Annotated in this window: 14 protein-coding genes and 2 pseudogenes; 10 read left to right on the top strand and 6 right to left on the bottom strand. The window is 64.6% G+C overall.

Going from position 1 to position 16,922, the window contains the following annotated elements:
• Nucleotides 1–141 precede the first annotated feature (141 nt).
• Complete coding sequence (ileS, locus tag MVA47_RS19190; RefSeq protein ID WP_308280572.1) at nucleotides 142–3,372, top strand: isoleucine--tRNA ligase; 3,231 nt, start codon at nucleotides 142–144, stop codon at nucleotides 3,370–3,372.
• Here ileS and MVA47_RS19185 read toward each other — a convergent pair whose 3' ends face one another.
• Complete coding sequence (locus MVA47_RS19185) at nucleotides 3,373–4,116, bottom strand: TetR/AcrR family transcriptional regulator (protein WP_308280571.1); 744 nt, start codon at nucleotides 4,114–4,116, stop codon at nucleotides 3,373–3,375.
• Nucleotides 4,117–4,229: 113 nt separating this feature from the next.
• On the opposite strand from MVA47_RS19185, the gene MVA47_RS19180 reads away from it, so the two are divergent.
• Nucleotides 4,230–4,691 carry a nitroreductase/quinone reductase family protein gene (locus MVA47_RS19180; protein WP_247209348.1) on the top strand — a complete coding sequence of 154 codons (462 nt, stop codon included), beginning with the start codon at nucleotides 4,230–4,232 and terminating at the stop codon, nucleotides 4,689–4,691.
• Between the two features lie 67 nt (nucleotides 4,692–4,758).
• On the top strand, nucleotides 4,759–6,120 hold the full coding sequence (locus MVA47_RS19175) for a DNA polymerase IV (RefSeq protein ID WP_247210915.1): 1,362 nt from the start codon (nucleotides 4,759–4,761) through the stop codon (nucleotides 6,118–6,120).
• 4 nt (nucleotides 6,121–6,124) lie between these two features.
• On the opposite strand, the gene MVA47_RS19170 is transcribed toward MVA47_RS19175, so the two are convergent.
• Nucleotides 6,125–6,439, bottom strand: a complete 315-nt coding sequence (locus MVA47_RS19170) for a TetR-like C-terminal domain-containing protein (protein ID WP_247210913.1) — start codon at nucleotides 6,437–6,439, stop codon at nucleotides 6,125–6,127.
• Between the two features lie 147 nt (nucleotides 6,440–6,586).
• Nucleotides 6,587–6,697 (bottom strand): annotated as a pseudogene (locus tag MVA47_RS19165) (hypothetical protein); the annotation flags it as partial.
• A 54-nt stretch (nucleotides 6,698–6,751) separates the two neighbouring features.
• Between MVA47_RS19165 and MVA47_RS19160 the strand changes: the two are divergent.
• Nucleotides 6,752–7,411: a 1-acyl-sn-glycerol-3-phosphate acyltransferase gene (locus tag MVA47_RS19160; protein ID WP_247209347.1), complete on the top strand. Its 660-nt coding sequence runs from the start codon at nucleotides 6,752–6,754 to the stop codon at nucleotides 7,409–7,411.
• A gap of 103 nt (nucleotides 7,412–7,514) precedes the next feature.
• Here the strand turns inward: MVA47_RS19160 and MVA47_RS19155 are convergent.
• Nucleotides 7,515–8,744, bottom strand: a pseudogene (locus MVA47_RS19155) (ISL3 family transposase).
• 180 nt (nucleotides 8,745–8,924) lie between these two features.
• On the opposite strand from MVA47_RS19155, the gene MVA47_RS19150 reads away from it, so the two are divergent.
• Nucleotides 8,925–10,490 (top strand): HNH endonuclease signature motif containing protein, encoded by a 1,566-nt coding sequence (locus MVA47_RS19150; RefSeq protein ID WP_247209346.1) that lies wholly within the window; start codon nucleotides 8,925–8,927, stop codon nucleotides 10,488–10,490.
• Nucleotides 10,491–10,554: 64 nt separating this feature from the next.
• Here the strand turns inward: MVA47_RS19150 and MVA47_RS19145 are convergent, their stop codons facing one another.
• Nucleotides 10,555–11,487, bottom strand: coding sequence for an asparaginase (locus MVA47_RS19145; protein ID WP_247209345.1), 933 nt, complete (start codon nucleotides 11,485–11,487; stop codon nucleotides 10,555–10,557).
• A 147-nt stretch (nucleotides 11,488–11,634) separates the two neighbouring features.
• Between MVA47_RS19145 and MVA47_RS19140 the strand changes: the two genes are divergently transcribed.
• Nucleotides 11,635–12,180: a hypothetical protein gene (locus tag MVA47_RS19140; protein WP_247209344.1), complete on the top strand. Its 546-nt coding sequence runs from the start codon at nucleotides 11,635–11,637 to the stop codon at nucleotides 12,178–12,180.
• Between the two features lie 66 nt (nucleotides 12,181–12,246).
• Here the strand turns inward: MVA47_RS19140 and MVA47_RS19135 are convergent, their stop codons facing one another.
• A complete protein-coding gene (locus MVA47_RS19135; protein WP_247209343.1) occupies nucleotides 12,247–13,230 on the bottom strand; it encodes a hypothetical protein in 984 nt (327 codons plus the stop codon).
• Here MVA47_RS19135 and lspA point away from each other — a divergent pair.
• The 4 genes from lspA (at nucleotide 13,222) to MVA47_RS19115 (ending at nucleotide 16,881) form a co-directional block, all read left to right on the top strand.
• Nucleotides 13,222–13,971: a signal peptidase II gene (lspA, locus tag MVA47_RS19130; RefSeq protein ID WP_374474265.1), complete on the top strand. Its 750-nt coding sequence runs from the start codon at nucleotides 13,222–13,224 to the stop codon at nucleotides 13,969–13,971. The two genes, MVA47_RS19135 and lspA, sit on opposite strands and share 9 nt — an antisense overlap.
• A complete protein-coding gene (locus MVA47_RS19125; protein ID WP_030172828.1) occupies nucleotides 13,964–14,890 on the top strand; it encodes an RluA family pseudouridine synthase in 927 nt (308 codons plus the stop codon). Before lspA ends, MVA47_RS19125 begins: the two co-directional genes overlap by 8 nt.
• A gap of 3 nt (nucleotides 14,891–14,893) precedes the next feature.
• Nucleotides 14,894–15,571 (top strand): hypothetical protein, encoded by a 678-nt coding sequence (locus MVA47_RS19120; RefSeq protein ID WP_247209342.1) that lies wholly within the window; start codon nucleotides 14,894–14,896, stop codon nucleotides 15,569–15,571.
• Between the two features lie 62 nt (nucleotides 15,572–15,633).
• Entirely contained in the window at nucleotides 15,634–16,881 is a 1,248-nt protein-coding gene (locus tag MVA47_RS19115; RefSeq protein WP_247210909.1) for a serine/threonine-protein kinase, read from the top strand.
• Nucleotides 16,882–16,922 lie beyond the last annotated feature (41 nt).

Genomic DNA, 16,922 nt, shown 5'->3' with positions numbered 1-16,922 from the left:
AACGCCTCGACGATTACCGGCGTCTCGCCGGCAGGTCGACCGAGTGGCGTCCCACGGACGCAAGCGGGGTGGTACCGCGGCCGATGATTCATCGGTTCGTCCCCGTGCCAGGCAGCAAAGCCGACGCACGAGGAGACGGTAGTGACCACACAGGACCCGATATCAGCCCCATCGACGAGTGGCTCAGCAACTCGCGTGTACCCACTGGTCGATCTCACCGGGGGAACCAAGGCCGGAGCGCCGTCGTTTCCCGAGGTCGAGAAGCGAGTGCTCGACTACTGGCAGGCCGACGACACGTTCAGGGCCTCGATCGACAACCGCGCCGATGCGCCTGAGTTCGTCTTCTACGACGGGCCCCCCTTTGCCAACGGGCTGCCGCATTACGGTCACCTCCTCACCGGCTACGTGAAAGACCTCGTTCCGCGTTTCCAGACCATGCGAGGCAAGAAGGTCGATCGCCGCTTCGGCTGGGACACCCACGGCCTGCCTGCCGAACTGGAGGCCGAACGCCAGCTCGGGATCACCGACAAGTCCCAGATCGAGACCATGGGCGTCGCGAAGTTCAACGACTATTGCCGCGCATCGGTGCTGCGCTACACCGACGAGTGGCGGGAGTACGTGACGCGCCAGGCCCGATGGGTCGACTTCGACAACGACTACAAGACCCTCGACATCGACTTCATGGAGTCGGTGATGTGGGCGTTCAAAGCGCTCCATGACAAGGGCCTGATCTACCAGGGTTACCGCGTGCTGCCGTACTCCTGGTACGAGCAGACTCCGTTGTCGAATCAGGAGAGCAAGCTCGACGACGCCTACAAGATGCGCCAGGATCCGGCTGTCACGGTGCGGATGACCTTGCGCCCCAGCGATACCGGTCCTGCCGCGCTCGACGGGGTGGAAGCGCTGATCTGGACGACCACACCGTGGACACTGCCGTCGAACCTCGCCATCGCCGTCAATCCGGAGTTCGAATACAGTCACGTTCGCGGGGAGGACGGGCAGCAGTACCTGCTCGCCACCGCGTTGCTCGGCAGCTACGCACGTGAGTTGGGTTCGGAGCCCGAGGTTCTGGGGACCTACCGGGGTGCCGAACTGGAGAACGTGCACTACACCCCGCCGTTCGACTTTTTCGCGGGTCACGAGGGGGCGCACCGTGTTCTGCTGGGTGACTACGTCACCACCGACAGCGGCACCGGAATCGTCCACCTCGCACCGGCTTTCGGTGAAGAGGACATGGAGCTCGCGACCGCGTACGGCATCGAGGTGGTGCAACCGCTGGATGCAGGCGGGCGATTCACGAGCCTGGTCGCTCCCTATGAGGGCCTGCAGGTCTTCGACGCGAACCCGGTGATCATCAAGGACCTCAAAGCCGCGGGCAAGATCCTGCGCCACGAGACCATCGAGCACTCCTATCCGCATTCATGGCGGTCGGGGAAACCGTTGATCTACATGGCCGTGCCCTCGTGGTTCGTCGCGGTCACCACATTCCGCGACCGGATGGTGGAGCTCAACAAGCAGATCGAGTGGTCGCCGGAGCACATCCGGGACGGCCAATTCGGTAAGTGGCTCGAAGGGGCCAAGGACTGGAACATCAGCCGCAACAGGTACTGGGGTGCGCCCATCCCCGTGTGGGTGTCCGACGATCCCGAGTACCCGCGGGTCGACGTGTACGGCAGTCTCGACGAGCTCGAGCGCGACTTCGGCGTGCGTCCCGACAACCTGCACCGCCCGTTCATCGACGAGCTCACCCGCGCCAATCCTGATGACCCGAGCGGTAAGTCGACGATGCGTCGGGTTCCGGAAGTGCTGGACTGCTGGTTCGAGTCCGGTTCGATGCCGTATGCCCAGGTGCATTATCCGTTCGAGAACACCGATTGGTTCGAGGGAACGGACTCTCTACCGGGCCACAGTCCGGGCGACTTCATCGTCGAGTACAACGGGCAGACGCGCGGATGGTTCTACAACCTGCACGTCCTGTCGACCGCACTGTTCGACCGCCCGGCGTTCCGTACCGTTGCCGCCCACGGCATCGTGCTCGGCGACGACGGGCAGAAGATGTCGAAGTCGAAGCGTAACTACCCCGACGTGAACGAGGTGTTCGACCGTGACGGCAGTGATGCCATGCGGTGGTTCCTGATGGCGTCTCCGATCCTGCGTGGCGGGAACCTGGTGGTGACCGAGCGCGGCATCCGCGAGGGAGTCCGGCAGGCGTTGCTACCGCTGTGGAACGCCTACAGCTTCTTGCAGTTGTATGCGGACCGGCCTGCGCAGTGGAGTACCGGCTCGACCAATGTGCTCGATCGGTACATCCTGGCCAAGGCAGCCGCCACTCGCGATGTGATGACCGGGCAGATGGAGACATATGACATCGCGGGGGCGTGCGACGAGTTCCGTCACTTCTGCGATGCGCTGACCAATTGGTATGTGCGCCGGTCGCGTTCGCGTTTCTGGGCGGGCCAGGACGATGCGCCCGAGGCCTTCGACACGTTGTACACCGTGCTCGAGGTGGCCTGCCGCCTGGCGGCACCGCTCCTGCCGCTCGCCACGGAGGCGATCTGGCGGGGCCTGACCGGAGGTCGCTCGGTGCACCTCACCGATTGGCCGGCCGACGACGAGTTGCCGGCCGATTCTGATCTGGTTGCGGCGATGGACGATGTGCAGGCCGTCTGCTCGGTGGCCTCGAGCCTGCGTAAGGCGAACAAGCTCCGGGTGCGCCTCCCGCTGCCGTCGTTGACCGTCGCATCCGCCGATGCCGAGCGGTTGCGGCCGTATTCCGATCTGATCGCCGACGAGATGAACGTGAAGTCGGTGCGTCTGACCGACGATGCGGACCAATACGGTCGTGTCGAGCTCGCGGTGAACGCCAGAGTTGCCGGACCTCGTCTGGGCAAGGACGTCCAGCGCGTCATCAAGGCGGTCAAGGCCGGCAACGTCACGATCGACGAGCGTGATGGTGTCGATGTGGTCAGCGCCGACGGCATCGAGCTGCTCGAAGGTGAGTACACCCGCAAACTCGTTGCAGTGCAGCCCGAGTCGACCGCAGAGCTGCCTGCCGGGGCGGGTCTGGTGGTGTTGGACACGTCCGTCACCGAGGAACTCGAGGCCGAGGGCTGGGCCAAGGACCGCATCCGCGAACTGCAAGAAGCGCGTCGTGCGGCAGGTCTGGACGTGTCCGACCGCATCCGCGTGACACTCGCGGTGCCCGACAACCACGTCGAGTGGGCGCGGCGGCACCGCGATCTGATCGCCGGGGAAGTTCTTGCGGTCGAGCTCGACCTGGTGGCCGGTCACGACGGTAACGCCGCCGGCGAGTGGGTGGCTTTGGGCGACGGTGTGGAGGCAACGCTGGTGAAGGCCTCTACGGTCGGCTGATCACCCGTCTGCTGGGTCGCGGCCAAGTCCGATCCGATCGAGTACGCCGCCGATCTGGAGGTCGAACAGGACCTCCAGATCGGTCGGCGGTTCGGATCCGAACTGGCCGAACACTTCCAGGCTCGTCAGCCCAACCGTGGTGGCCCACAGCAGGATCGCCGTATGAACGTGCTCGTCGTCGATGTCGAGGGCGAACTCGTCTCTGATCGGCGCGAAGCCGGCACCTGGTAGGTCGCCATAGCTCGGTTGATCTCCGATCCGCCCCGCAGATGCCGCCTGCTGCAACGTCTTCAGCAGCAGGCCGACAACGCGCGTGCCCGGCTCGGTGGTCAAATCCGCGGGTGCCTGGTAGCCGGGCACGGGGCTGCCGTAAAGCAGTGCATAGCGGGCCGGTTCGGCCACTGCCCATTGTCGGAAAGCTTGGCAGCTGACCATCAGTCGTTCCCGGAATGCGTCCGGGGCGGCCGATTCGTGGGCTTCCACCACGTGATCTGCCAACTCGGTGTACGCATCCACCACCAGCAGCGTCAACAACTGGTCGCGGTTGGCGACGTACCGGTAGACGGCGGACGAGACCACGTCGAGGTCGCGTGCGATGGCACGCAGCGACAGCGCCGCAGCGCCATACCGAGCCAGATGATCGCGGCCGAGTTCGAGGATGCGTTCCTGGGTACGGGCGCGGGCCATCGCGCGCGGTGTCGACTCCGTCGCGGTCTTTTCTCGGTGAGGCGATTGCGGGGGCACCCGTCCATCCTCACACAAAAGAGAGCAGTGCTCTTGCATTTTTGACGGTGGGGGCGCACACTCGAAGAAACAGAGAGCAGTGCTCTCGTAACTCGAGACCCTCAGGAGTCACCATGACCGCCGCGACCCACTACAACAAGCCTGGTAAGTCCGTTGCCGTGTTCAACTCGGTTGTTGCCTGGATGGCCGACCGTGGGATCACTCTCGCCGGCGCCCGCACGCTCGAGGTCCGGGGTCGCAAGACCGGTGCGATCCAGCGCATCCCGGTCAACCCGTTGCGTCTGGACGGCCGGACATTCCTGATCGGTGCTCGCGGTGAGACACAGTGGGCGAGGAATGTGCGGGCGTCGGGGGAGTGCACGCTGCGTGGTGGCCGGACTTCGACGACCTACCGCGTCACCGAGCTGGCCGATGCGGACAAGCTGCCGGTGCTTCGCCCGTATCTCAAGCGCTGGGGCTGGGAGGTTGCGTCGTTGATGCCGGTGAAGATATCCGCCGATTCGAGCGACAGCGAGTTGACCGCAGCGGGCCCCGTGATTCCCGTCTTCGAGCTGACGCCGATGCCTGTCCGCTGAATCGCCCGGCGAGGCATACCATCACTGTGTGCGGGTGCAGGACGGGAACATCAGTTCCCGGTGGGTGATGCATATCGACATGGATGCGTTCTTCGCATCTGTCGAGCAGCTCACCCGTCCAACACTTCGAGGCCGCCCGGTGCTGGTCGGGGGACTGGGCGGCCGAGGAGTTGTCGCCGGCTGCAGTTATGAGGCGCGGGTTTTCGGTGCACACTCGGCAATGCCGATGCACCAAGCGCGCCGACTGGTCGGTCCGGGCGCCGTCGTCCTCCCGCCCCGCGGATCCGTCTACCGGGCGGTGAGCCTGCGGGTCTTCGGCCTGATTCGCGCCCAGGTTCCTGTCATCGAGATGTTGTCGTTCGATGAGGCTTTCGCCGAGCCTGTCGAACTCGCAGGCGCGTCGGCCGATGTCGCCGCAGCTTTTGCCGAGCGCCTCCGGGCCCGTATTCGGGACGAGCTGGGTCTGGCTGCCTCGGTCGGCTTCGGGAGTGGCAAGCAGATCGCAAAGATCGCGTCGGGAATGGCAAAGCCGGACGGTGTGGTGGTGGTGACGCCGGGGGAGCAGCGCGAGTTCCTCGCCCGGCTGCCCGTGCGCAAACTCTGGGGCATCGGCCCGGTCGCCGGGGAACGACTGCAGCGCTTGGGAATCGACACCATCGGAGACCTCGCGCGAATGTCGACGCTGGAGGTGTCGTCGGTTCTCGGTGCCACCGTCGGGCCCGGGTTGCACCTGCTGGCTCAGGGGATAGACGACCGGCCGGTCGCCGAGCGCGCATCGGCCAAGCAGATCAGCGCCGAATCGACGTTTGCCGAGGACATCACCGACCTCGGGCATCTGCGCGGTGCTGTCGAGCGGGCTGCGACGTCCGCGCATCGGAGACTGCTCGCCGATGGGCGGGGCTCGCGCACGGTGGTGGTCAAGCTGAAGAAGTCGGACATGTCGGTGCTGACCAGGTCGACCACACTTGCGGCTGCGACCACCGAACTGCCGGTACTCGCTGCTGCCGCGCAGCGACTGGCGTTGGATCCCCAGGAGATCGGGCCCATCCGTCTTGTCGGCGTTGGCTTTTCGGGACTGACGGCGGTGCAGCAGTTTGCTATGTTCCCAGAACTCGACTCCACCTTCGACGCCCCCGAGTCAAGCGCGGAATCGACATCGGAGGAGATGTACCACCCGGGCGGTCGCGACCCCAACGCCGACCGCCTGCGTTGGACCACCGGCAACGATGTGCACCATTCCGAGTTCGGGCACGGGTGGGTTCAGGGCAGCGGACACGGTCGCGTCACCGTTCGATTCGAGACACGCAGTCGCGGTCCGGGATTCGCCAAGACGTTCTCGCTGGACGATCCACAGTTGGAAGTGGCGGATCCACTGCTCAGCCTGGATTGGCCGGAAGAACATCTCCGGTTCGCGAACGAGGATGAGTAGGCGGCTACTGCTCGGCGGCTGCATGCAGGTGGATAAACACGGCGTCGGTCACCAGGGCCTCGAGGTCTGTCTCGAACACGTCGAGCGCGCGGGTCGCGGTCAGCATGGCAATTCCGTGTATCGACGCCCACAGCAACAAGGCTCGGCTGCTCGCCTGGTCCCGCCCGAGAACGGCCGCGACCAGCCCCTCCACGGTCGTGAGCATGGGGATCGTCGTGTCGCGCAGGTTTTCGCCTCCACCTTCGAGCAGATCGTGGCGGAACAGCAGTTCGAACATCCCGGGTCGGCGTGCGGCGAAATCGACGTAAGCGCGAGCCATCGCTGACAGTGTTGTGTTCGGTGAACTAGACGGCTCCAAATCTAACTCCGCCATAGCTGTTTTCAGATCGTTCAGGCCGACCGCTGCGATCGCCGACAACAGGCTCCGGTGAGTGGGGAAATAGCGCCTTGGTGCTCCGTGTGACACACCCGCGTGTCGCGCGATCGATCTGAGTCCGACAGAAGCGAGACCCGCAGTGTCGACGAGTTCGGTGCCTGCCTGCACTATGAGCGCTCTTGTATCATGAGGATCCGCCATGTAGACAGTGTCTACCAGCGGTGTAGACATTGTCTACAGGAGGAGGCGCGATCTATGTGGTACTGGCTTTTCAAATATGTCCTGATCGGGCCCTTCCTACGGCTCGTCGCCCGTCCACACGTTGTCGGGTTGTCGAACTTTCCCCCGACCGGACCTGTGATCGTGGCGGCGAATCACTTGGCGGTGGTCGACTCTCTGGTGATGGTTCTCGTGTTGCCGCGCCGGGTCACCTTTGTCGCCAAGGAGGAGTACTTCACGGGCACGGGGATTCGCGGCTGTGTGCAGCGGTGGTTCTTCTCGGCCACCGGGCAACTTTCCATTGACCGCCGAGGGGGTGCCGCAAGCGTTTCCGCACTCGATGAAGCTGTTGCCATCGTCGGTGCCGGCGGCGTGTGGGGCATCCATCCCGAGGGCTCGCGATCGAGAGATGGGCTGCTGCACCGGGGGAGAACCGGCGTGATGCGTGTCGCCTTGGCGACGGGTGCGCCGGTTTTGCCATTGGCACTCAGGGGAACCGACCGCGTGAACCCTCCTGGCGCGCGGCTATGGCGGCCCGGCAAAGTGGACGTCGTAGTCGGGCAGCCCCTTGCTTTGTCGAGGTTCTCGGCTGATAGTCCAACGGATGTCCGTGAGGCCACGGACCATCTGATGGCGACCCTCTCGCGATTGTCGGGCCAGCAGTATGTCGACAGCTACACGCAGCGCGCTGCGTGAATGTTCCTCTGCCAACACACTTGATTCTCTTCCGCGACGGGTGCGGGCTCGAAATGGGTTCGAATGGGATTTGGTCCTACTACTTTGTAGTGGGTGTACGTGATTATCGTTGTGGCAGAGCAGGACACGTGCCCCCGCGTGTAAGTGTCGCCATGGCGACGAGTGCCTCTGGGGAGTGGAAACCGTACGCCCTTTTGGTAATTGCTCGTAAGTGGGTGTTGGTCGCTTCAACGCGGGCGTTCGATAGCCCGACGGTAATTGCATTGTAGATCTGTACTTGTTGCGCCCGAACTGATCTGGCCAGACCTACGATCTCCACAATGCCGCAGGACTCCGCACGTTTGATCCACCGCAGTAGCGTCGGCCACGGTTTCACGTATCGCCCAGCGAACAAGTGCCGTAGCTCCTCCTTGAACTGATAGGCGGCCGCGAGTTCAGTATTGGTACTGCGCACTAGCGCTCGTCTGGCGCGCTCTTGTCTGGCGTTGAGGTTCTCGGGATTCTTCAACAGCGCCCAGCGCAACTGGCGCCGATCCGCATCAGAGAGACCGGAAACCCTATGCAGCAACCGCATTCGTCATCGGTCCATCGCTCGAGTCGCCCATTGCACGACGTGGAATGGGTCCATGCACCAGATGGCTTGTGGTGTTCGCTCAGCTAGAACGGTTGCAATGTACTTGCCACCATCAGTGCTGACATGCGTCAACGCGTTGGTTCGCTCGACACCGAGCTCGTCGAAAAACATGCGCGGTGTCTGCTTCCTAGCGCCTTCACGCGCCCAGACCAGCCGGCCCGTGTCGTGGTCGACGATTACTGTCACGTACCGATGGCCCTTGCGGTAGGCCATCTCGTCGATCCCGATGCGCCGCAATCCATCAAGGCGATCAACGGTACCGGTTGCGTCGGCGACCACCCGCTGCACAATCCGCTGCACCGTACGCCACGACACCCGCATCAACTCACTTACCGCAGAGGCCGGGCTATGTGCAGCCAACCATGCCACCTGGTCGTCAAAGGCCCTGGTCATCCTGGCTGCCGGGCGAGCCCACGGAACAGACTCAGTTAAAACGCCATGTTCACCGCACTCCACCCGTCGTACCGACGCCTGGAGATAGCACCTCCACGGACCAACGTCCACGTGCCTCCAACGACGCACACTGGACACTCGATCGTAACCGGGACAACGTTTTTGGCACTTCGGGCAACGGGACCGAGTTGCCTTAAGTGCCCGGACTGAGGCCACGAACACCCGCCCGTCGACCCCGTCCTCGAAGATCCCGTCGAGGACTACCAACTCTTCCACGCCCAGCAACTCATGCAGTAGGCTTCTCATGCGCAACGCCCTGCTCCTTCGGTTTAGTCTTCGCAAACCAAACCCTATGTGAGACAGGGCGTTGCGTCCTATAGGCGCGCAACAACCCACAATAACGTCAGTAGTGCCATGGATGTTCGACATTGTCGTATTCTGTTGGTAGACTTGGTGAAAGGGGTTCGAGGGCTGGGGGGCTTGTCGATGACTGATTCGGTGACGGTGGATCCACCGTCAATGCCGGTGTTGGTGGGGTTGTATCGCGATCTTGATGCGGTGCTGCAGCGGATTGCTGGGGCGTCAGCAACTGATGTTGATGATGTGCAGGTTGCTGAGTTGGTGCGGGTGAACGAGAGAGTGGTTCGGGCACTGACGTTTCAGGGCCTCAAGCGGTTGCAGGAGGTGAATGATCGGGGTTTGTTTCGTAGGGCTGGTCATTCGACGTTGCACCGGTTTGTGATGAGTGAACTGCGGGTCTCTCGTGGCGATGCGTCGTCGCGGTTGAAAGCACTTGATGCTGCCGGTGTGTTGTTGTCGATGCAGGGCGAAGTGCTGCCGCCGAAATGTCCGGCCGCGGCGGAAGCGTTGGCCGAGGGTGCGATTGGGTTGGCGCATATGGATGTGATGCTCAAAGTGCGTGACAAAATCCCGCACAAGTCAGCGCCGGAAGTGTATGACGTGGTCGATACGTGGCTGACCGACAACGCCCGCACGTCGACTCCGACTGAGCTCGAAGTGTGTGGGCGGGAAGTGTTGGCCCGGGTCGATCCGGACGGATCGCTCACCGATGACGCCGACCGCAAACGCAACCGGGGTTTATCCGACGGTCCCCAAGGGTTGGACATGATGGCCAAAATTACCGGCAATCTCGACCCACAGACGTTGGCATTGTTTCGGACGGTGATGGACGTGTGGGCCGCACCGGGTATGAACAACCCCGATGACCCGAACTCACCCACCGGGGCCGCAGACGACCCGAGCATGGATCCAGCGGTGGTGGAAGCCGCGGCCGGGCGTGACACCCGTTCGCGTGCCCAACGTCAGCACGATGCATTCAAGGCGATCCTCAAGACCATTCTGGAGTACAAGCTGTTGGGTAGCTCCCATCGTGGCCTGCCGGTGCAGGTGATCATCACCATGACCAAGCAGCAGCTTGATGAGGCCGCGGGTATCGCCCACACCGCGTCGGGCGTCGATGTACCCGTGAAGGATGCGCTGGAGTTGGCGGCGCGGGCGGAGTGGTCGTTGGCAGTGTTCGCCAACCACTCCGCCGACGTCCTCTACTTCGCCCGCGCCAAACGCACTGCCCAGCAAGGCCAACGGATGGCGTTGTTCGCCAAAGACCGAGGGTGCACCAGTCCGGGCTGTCGTAACCCGATCTCCTGGAGCGAGATTCATCACACCACTGCCTGGGTCGACGGCGGACGCACCGACATCGATGAGCTGGCCCCGGCGTGCATTCCTCATCACGCGATGATCGGACCCGGCGAGGACCAGTGGCAGACCATCATGCTGCGCGACGGCCCCGACGCCGGACGGGTGGCGTGGATCCCACCGAAATACATCGACCCCGACCAGCAACCACGCATCAACCGGGCCCACCACACCGACCACACCATCGAGGCGGCATGGCAGAAGATCATCGCCGAACGCCAAGCAGCACTCAACAAACGCGAAGAACGGATGCAGGTCCGGCATCAGACTACTGACGAGTCGGTGGCAAACCCAGACAGCGACGACACGGGTGACTGCGACGATTCAACGAATTGATCCGAGAATTAAGCGGCCCAAGCGCACATAAGGCGTCGGCGCACGAGCTCCGGGGGCCAGACGTCTACTCGGCGGCGAAAAACGCCGCGACATCGGCATGCCCTGCGCCACCGGCGAGCAACGCCTGCATGGCAATCCGCGCCTGAGGCCCCCGCAACCACGGCGAGATGATCGCGCCACGGGCGACCAGATCAACAGCGCCACCGCCGCCGCCATACGTCGCGACGATCTCTCCGCGCGGAACGCGGGAACACACGACCACCACAACGCCACGGCCGATGGCATCGGCCACCGCATCCACCACCCGCGGGTGCGTGTTGCCGGAACCCGTGGCTACCAACACGATTCCCGTCGCGCCCGCGCCCGCGCACCAGCCAATGATCGAGGGGTCGACGCCGGGATACAACATCACGATGTCCACCCGCGTGCCGGCGATGGGAGTCGGCGTGAGCAGAGGCCGCGGCAGATCGGCGCGCACGGTGGCAAAAGGTGCATCGGCGGCACTGTCGAACTTGGCGGTGCCACGAGCCGGTACCAGCGTGCCACCCATCGCGATGAGAACCCCGCGGTCGCGAGACAAGGGATCAACCGCCGCAGCGATGGCAGCAGACAGGTTCGCCGGACCATCGGCGTCAGGTGAATCCGCCGGACGCTGGGCCCCGGTCATGATCACCGGCCGGGGATCGGCGTGCATCAGATCGATGAGCATCGCCGTCTCCTCCATGGTGTCGGTGCCGTGGGTCAGCACCACGCCCGTCACCGATGGATCATCGAGCTCGGCGACCACCGCCGACCGCACTGCGTCGAGGTCCTCCGGCAACAGAGACGAGGAATCGAGGTGAAGCACCTCGCGGGTCCGAAGCGCGACACCCGCTTCGGCACTGCCCGCCACCAGCTCTTCAGCGGCCAGCGCCGGACGCGCGCCATCGGCAAATCGGCGACTGGCGATGGTGCCACCAGTGGTGAGAATCGACACCAGAGGTTGTGTTCTGACCACGCCGTCAGCTTCGACGGCTTCACCGCTATGCGTCAACTCGACATGTTTTTGGCATAGTGGGGCAGGACCGACGGCCCAAGCGGCCGACCGACTAGTTCTCACTGCCTCCATTTCGGTGGTGGCGGTGACAATGAGTAAGGACGGATTTTGAAGCTTCGCAAGTTCGTGACCGCCGGCGTCGCACTATGCGCCTTTGTTTCCATCGCTGCCTGTTCAGACGACGGCGGTAGCGACGACCCCACACCGACCACGACCACCACCACCACGGACACCGGGTCGAGTGGCTCCACCGCCGCCCCAGGCGTCGACCCCGTACTCACCGACCCCAAGAAGCCGCCGACGGCCGCCGCGCTCAATGACATGTTGACGGTGGCCCTCGATCCCAACATCCCGAATACGGAGAAGACCGAACTGGTCGAGGGGTCGGATGCGGATCCGGAGATCTTCGACAAGCTGATCGCGGGTATGAAGGCCAACCCCGACGTCACCTACGAGATCGTCGCTCCCGTGCGGCCCGCCGGAGCCAACCAGGCCAAGGCCAACGTGAAGATCAACTTCCCTGACCAGCCGCAGACGCAGGTCGAGGCGCTGATCGCCTATAACGAAGGACGTTGGAAGCTGTCGAAGACGACGGTGTGCCTGCTGCTCAGCGGAGCCAACGAGAAGAGCCCGATGTGCCCAGCAACTAGCTGACACCCCACATCAGAACTAGAAGCGCCGCAGACGACATGCCGTCTGCGGCGCTTTTTCGTGTGGACGTCAGTTGGCCGGCGACCACGCCGAATCGAAGCCGAGCAGCTGACTGAACGGTTGTGCTCCCTCGGCGCCGACGAGGGTCCGGCCACCAGAGATCTTCAGCTGGCCCGAAATCGGCACACCCCTGGCCAGGTCGATCACCACTGAACCCGCCCCGGTCATCGAGTAGGCGTCGATGGTCAACACCCCACCGTCGGGGAGCCGAAACGCAGAGTCGGTGGGCGACTCGTCGATGCTGTAGTCGATGGTCAGCCGCTCGCCCTCGCGGGCGGCGAGCGTGGCGGTGATCGTCTGACGCACTGTCGCCCCGGCGTTCACGGTCCGAACGGCCTGCCAGCGCGCCCCGACCCCGATCGGTTCAGTCGGAAGGGTCACAGACCGCTGCAGCGTCGCGACCAGCGCTTCTTCGACAGCCTGACGGGCACTGTCGTCGGCTTTCTCGGTCGGCAGTATCCGCAGCGAGATGGGCGCCACGCCGGGCCCGATGCTCATGCCCGCGCGCGAGCCGTTCTGGGCCTCGAGCGCCTGGTCCAAGGCAGTGTCGGGGGAACCTGCATCCCCGATCCGGAGATCGATGTCGGTTGCGTCGGTGCAGTTGACCCTCACCGTCATCGGCAGATCCACCGTGGTCGCGCCCGACTCGGCATCCTGCTGTCCGGTCGCAGAAGCAAACGTCGACGTGGTGACCAACGTCGCCGACTGCGCGGTCCCGCGATCGAATCCCGCGACCGGCACCGACCTGGGCTCGGTGCCGTTGGTCTCCACCGTGACCTTCGCCGGCGGGACCGGCAAGAGCGCCGCAGAGCTGGAACCGGCCGTCGAATCGGTGGCGCACCCCGATGGCGGGGGAGGCGGCGGTTCGTCATCGGAACCGCAACCGGCTAGCCCGATTGCCACAACCGTCACCGCGGAGATCACAACCGGTGTGCTGAGCAGACGGGACGACAGGGGGCCGAAGGTGGCGCGGGCCAGGGCTGGATGGGACACGGCAGCCAGCGTATCGACCGGGTCGTGGATGATGGACAGGTGACAAGCGAGAAAGGGTCCAGACCGTCGAGCGAACCCCGGCCGTCGAACGAGCCCACGCCCTCCCCGGCGGACAACCCGGCCGACAGCACGTCGGGCAACCCGGCCGACAGCACGTCGGGCAACCCCACCCGTTCTAGGATGTGGCTGATCCTCTTGGTCGTGGCGGTCACTGTGCTGGTTGCCGACCTGATCACCAAGATCGTCGCGGTCGCCCTGATCGAACCCGGCGACCCGGTGGAGATCATCGGCGACACCGTCACCTTCAAGCTCGTACGGAACAGCGGCGCCGCATTCTCGATGGCCACCGGCTATACGTGGATCCTCACGCTGATCGCGCTCGCCGTGGTCGCGGGCATCATCCGCTACAGCCATCGGCTCGGCTCGATCTGGTGGGCGCTCGGTCTCGGTCTTGTGCTCGGCGGTGCTCTCGGTAACCTGATCGACCGCATCTTCCGGGCCCCAGGCCAGCTGCGCGGCCATGTGGTCGACTTCATGTCGGTGGGCTGGTGGCCTGTGTTCAACGTCGCCGACTCCGCCGTGGTGTGCGGCGCGATCGGTCTGGTGGTGCTCACCCTTTTCGGATTCGAGTTCGACGGAACGCGTTCGGGTGGAGCGAAAGACGCCGACGACCCCGCCCGGACCGACTCCGAGGACGCGACCGGCTCGGCAAAGAGCGACCGTCAGGCACCCGATGCGTGAATCACGGTCGATGCCGATCCCGGACGGGATCGACGGGATGCGCACCGACGCCGGCGTGGCCCGCATGCTCGGGTTGTCGAGGACAGTGGCGGCTCAACTCGCCGACGATGGGGACATCAGCGTCGACGGCTCGCCGGTCGGCAAGTCCCACAAGCTCGTCGGTGGGCAATGGCTCGAGGTGCTGTTACCGGCACCGGCCCGCGTGCTCACCATCGAGGCCCAGCCGGTCGAGGGCATGGAAATCATCTACTCCGACGACGACATCGTGGTGGTCGACAAACCGGTCGGCGTCGCGGCACACGCGTCGGTGGGATGGACCGGACCGACGGTGATCGGGGGACTGGCAGCCGCGGGTTTCCGGATCTCCACATCGGGGTCGCACGAACGGCAGGGCATCGTGCACCGCCTCGACGTCGGAACATCCGGGGTGATGGTTGTCGCCACGTCGGAACGGGCTTACACACTGCTCAAACGGGCGTTCAAGCAGCGAACTGTGGACAAGCGCTATCACGCTGTGGTGCAAGGTCATCCGGACCCGCCCACCGGCACCATCGACGCCCCGATCGGTCGCAGTCGCGGCAATGACTGGAAGTTCACGGTGTCCGCGGCGGGCAAGCCCAGCATCACCCACTACGACACCATCGAGATGTTCCGCGCGGCAAGCCTTCTCGACGTTCATCTGGAAACGGGGAGGACGCACCAGATCAGAGTGCACTTCTCGGCTCTGCATCATCCGTGCTGCGGCGACCTCACCTACGGTGCCGATCCGGTACTGGCCAAACGGCTGGGGCTGGAGCGCCAATGGCTGCACGCCCGCGCACTGTCGTTCGCCCACCCCTCCGACGGTCGTCTGGTCGAGTTCACCAGCCCATACCCCGACGACTTGCAGCATGCGCTTGATGAATTGCGTGCCGGCTAGCAGGTGAAGGTCGCAGCTCGCACCACCGTCGTGGCGGTCGCCGTCCTGGTGTTCGTCGTCGGCGGCCTCTATGTGGTCGGGCGGCTCAACCCTGCGCCGACCGCCCCCGTCACCACCGACATCTTGGGTCCGGAGAACGGCGAGCAGGTGTCGGACTACATCGCTCGGGCCACGCGTTCGCTCGAGGGGACGACCTCCCCGAACTCGGCACGCTGGGCCCTGGTGTCGTTGTCGGCGCCGGTGAGTGTCGGTGCAGCGTGGGATCTGGTCGGTTCCAGGCCACGGGTCATGCTGTCGCAGAACATCTTCAACGTGCCGATCGATCGCGTGCAGACGCCCACCGTGGTGGTGCCGACCGGCAACACCAGCGAGTCGTTCTCCGCGTCGGTGCAGGTGGGCGCTCAGGCCGTGATGAGTCGGACACCCGGTACGCCGAGGGCCGAGCAGGTGAACGACGTCGCGGCCCGACGGCTGCGGGCGAGCTGCTCATGCCTGATCGGGATCGTCGTGCGGGCAGATGTCGGGCAACTCCGATCGATCGCCGGGGAACCGGGTGTCCGCGCGGTCCAGGCACTGCCCCCTGATGCGCTCGCCGGCTTGTTGACCGTCATCCCGCTGCTGCCCTCGGCCACCACGGTGGTCGGTCCGGGGCCCGACGATGGCGAGGTCCCGGCCGCCTAGGTCGTTATATGGTGTCTTCCGAAGACGGCCCTTCGGTGGACGGAGGCCGGTTAGGGGAGATCATGTTGCAGCCGGGATCCTGGATAGCGGGGTACCGGGTGGAGCGCGCTCTCGGTAGTGGCGGCATGGGCGCCGTCTACCTGGCCAAACACCCCGAACTTCCCCGCAGCGATGCCATCAAGGTCCTCGGCGAACAGGTCGGCGCCGACGAACAGTTCCGCAAGCGCTTCCTGCGCGAGGCCGAAGTCGCGGCCGGACTGGACCATCCGAACATCGTCACCATCTACAACCGCGGCCGCAACGACGGCATGCTGTGGATCGCGATGCAGTACGTCCCCGGCACCGACTGCGCGCAGGAACTGCATCGGGCACAGGAAAAGGCCGGGTCGGACGTCGGTCTGCCCCCTGAGCGCGTGGTGCGGATCGCGGGTGAGATCGCCAGAGGACTCGATTACGCGCATCGCAAGGGTTTGCTGCACAGGGACATCAAACCGGCCAACATTCTCCTCTCAGAGGTGGAGAGCGACGAATACGGCGACGGGATCGAGCGCCGGTACTCACTCCAGGATGACGAGCAGCGCGTGCTGCTCACGGATTTCGGTGTGGCAAAGGCAGCAAACGAAACCGAGTCGCTAACGGTGGTGGGCACCGTCCTCGCGACTCTGTCGTACGCCTCGCCCGAACAACTCAAGGGTCAGCCCGTCGATCCGCGCACCGACCAGTACTCGCTGGCCGCCACCGTCTTTCATCTGATTGCAGGCCGAGTGCCGTTCCGTGGCGACAGCACGGCCGACGCGATCAGCGGTCATCTGAGCAAGCCGGTCCCGAAGCTCTCGGAACTGGTTCCGTCGGTGCCGCCTGCCGTGGACTCGGTGATCGCGAAGGCCATGGCCAAAGAAGCCGATGACCGATTCGCCAACTGCCGGCAGTTCACCGACGCGTTGCAGTCCGCGTTGCGGCAAGCAAACGGGACTGTCGGATACCCGGCCCAGGCGGCACGCCGACCCGTCACCTCCACGCCACCGCCGATGCCCGTCGCACGTCCTGACGCAGGAACGCCCCCGACACACCAGCGGTTTCAGCCGTCACCGACCCCGCAGCATCTCGTCTCCCAGCAGTACGGTCAGGGATTTCAGCACACCCCGGCCCCCACGGCTCATGGAAGGTCCGTGCACCCGCAGGCAGGCCAAGGCGCTGCCGGACACAACACCGGTGCGCCGTCGGGTTCCAATGCGGTGATGATCGCGCTGCTCGTGGGACTGGTGGTGGTGGCGATCGCGATACTGATCGCCATCCTGCTCGTGGCCTGAGTTGTCACATCAGCACCATGCGTCACCACTCCGGGAGGCGT

This window comes from Williamsia sp. DF01-3 (genome assembly GCF_023051145.1).
GTDB lineage: Bacteria > Actinomycetota > Actinomycetes > Mycobacteriales > Mycobacteriaceae > Williamsia.
This window is presented reverse-complemented; position numbering and strand designations above follow the sequence as displayed.

Bases quoted from the DNA above. Each gene is read 5' to 3' on its own strand.
- MVA47_RS19180 (WP_247209348.1), top strand. From the start codon at position 4,230: ATGACCGCCGCGACCCACTACAACAAGCCTGGTAAGTCCGTTGCCGTG.
- MVA47_RS19175 (WP_247210915.1), top strand. From the start codon at position 4,759: ATGCATATCGACATGGATGCGTTCTTCGCATCTGTCGAGCAGCTCACC.
- MVA47_RS19170 (WP_247210913.1), bottom strand. From the start codon at position 6,439: ATGGCTCGCGCTTACGTCGATTTCGCCGCACGCCGACCCGGGATGTTC.
- MVA47_RS19160 (WP_247209347.1), top strand. From the start codon at position 6,752: ATGTGGTACTGGCTTTTCAAATATGTCCTGATCGGGCCCTTCCTACGG.
- MVA47_RS19150 (WP_247209346.1), top strand. From the start codon at position 8,925: ATGACTGATTCGGTGACGGTGGATCCACCGTCAATGCCGGTGTTGGTG.
- lspA (WP_374474265.1), top strand. From the start codon at position 13,222: ATGGGACACGGCAGCCAGCGTATCGACCGGGTCGTGGATGATGGACAG.
- MVA47_RS19125 (WP_030172828.1), top strand. From the start codon at position 13,964: ATGCGTGAATCACGGTCGATGCCGATCCCGGACGGGATCGACGGGATG.
- MVA47_RS19115 (WP_247210909.1), top strand. From the start codon at position 15,634: ATGTTGCAGCCGGGATCCTGGATAGCGGGGTACCGGGTGGAGCGCGCT.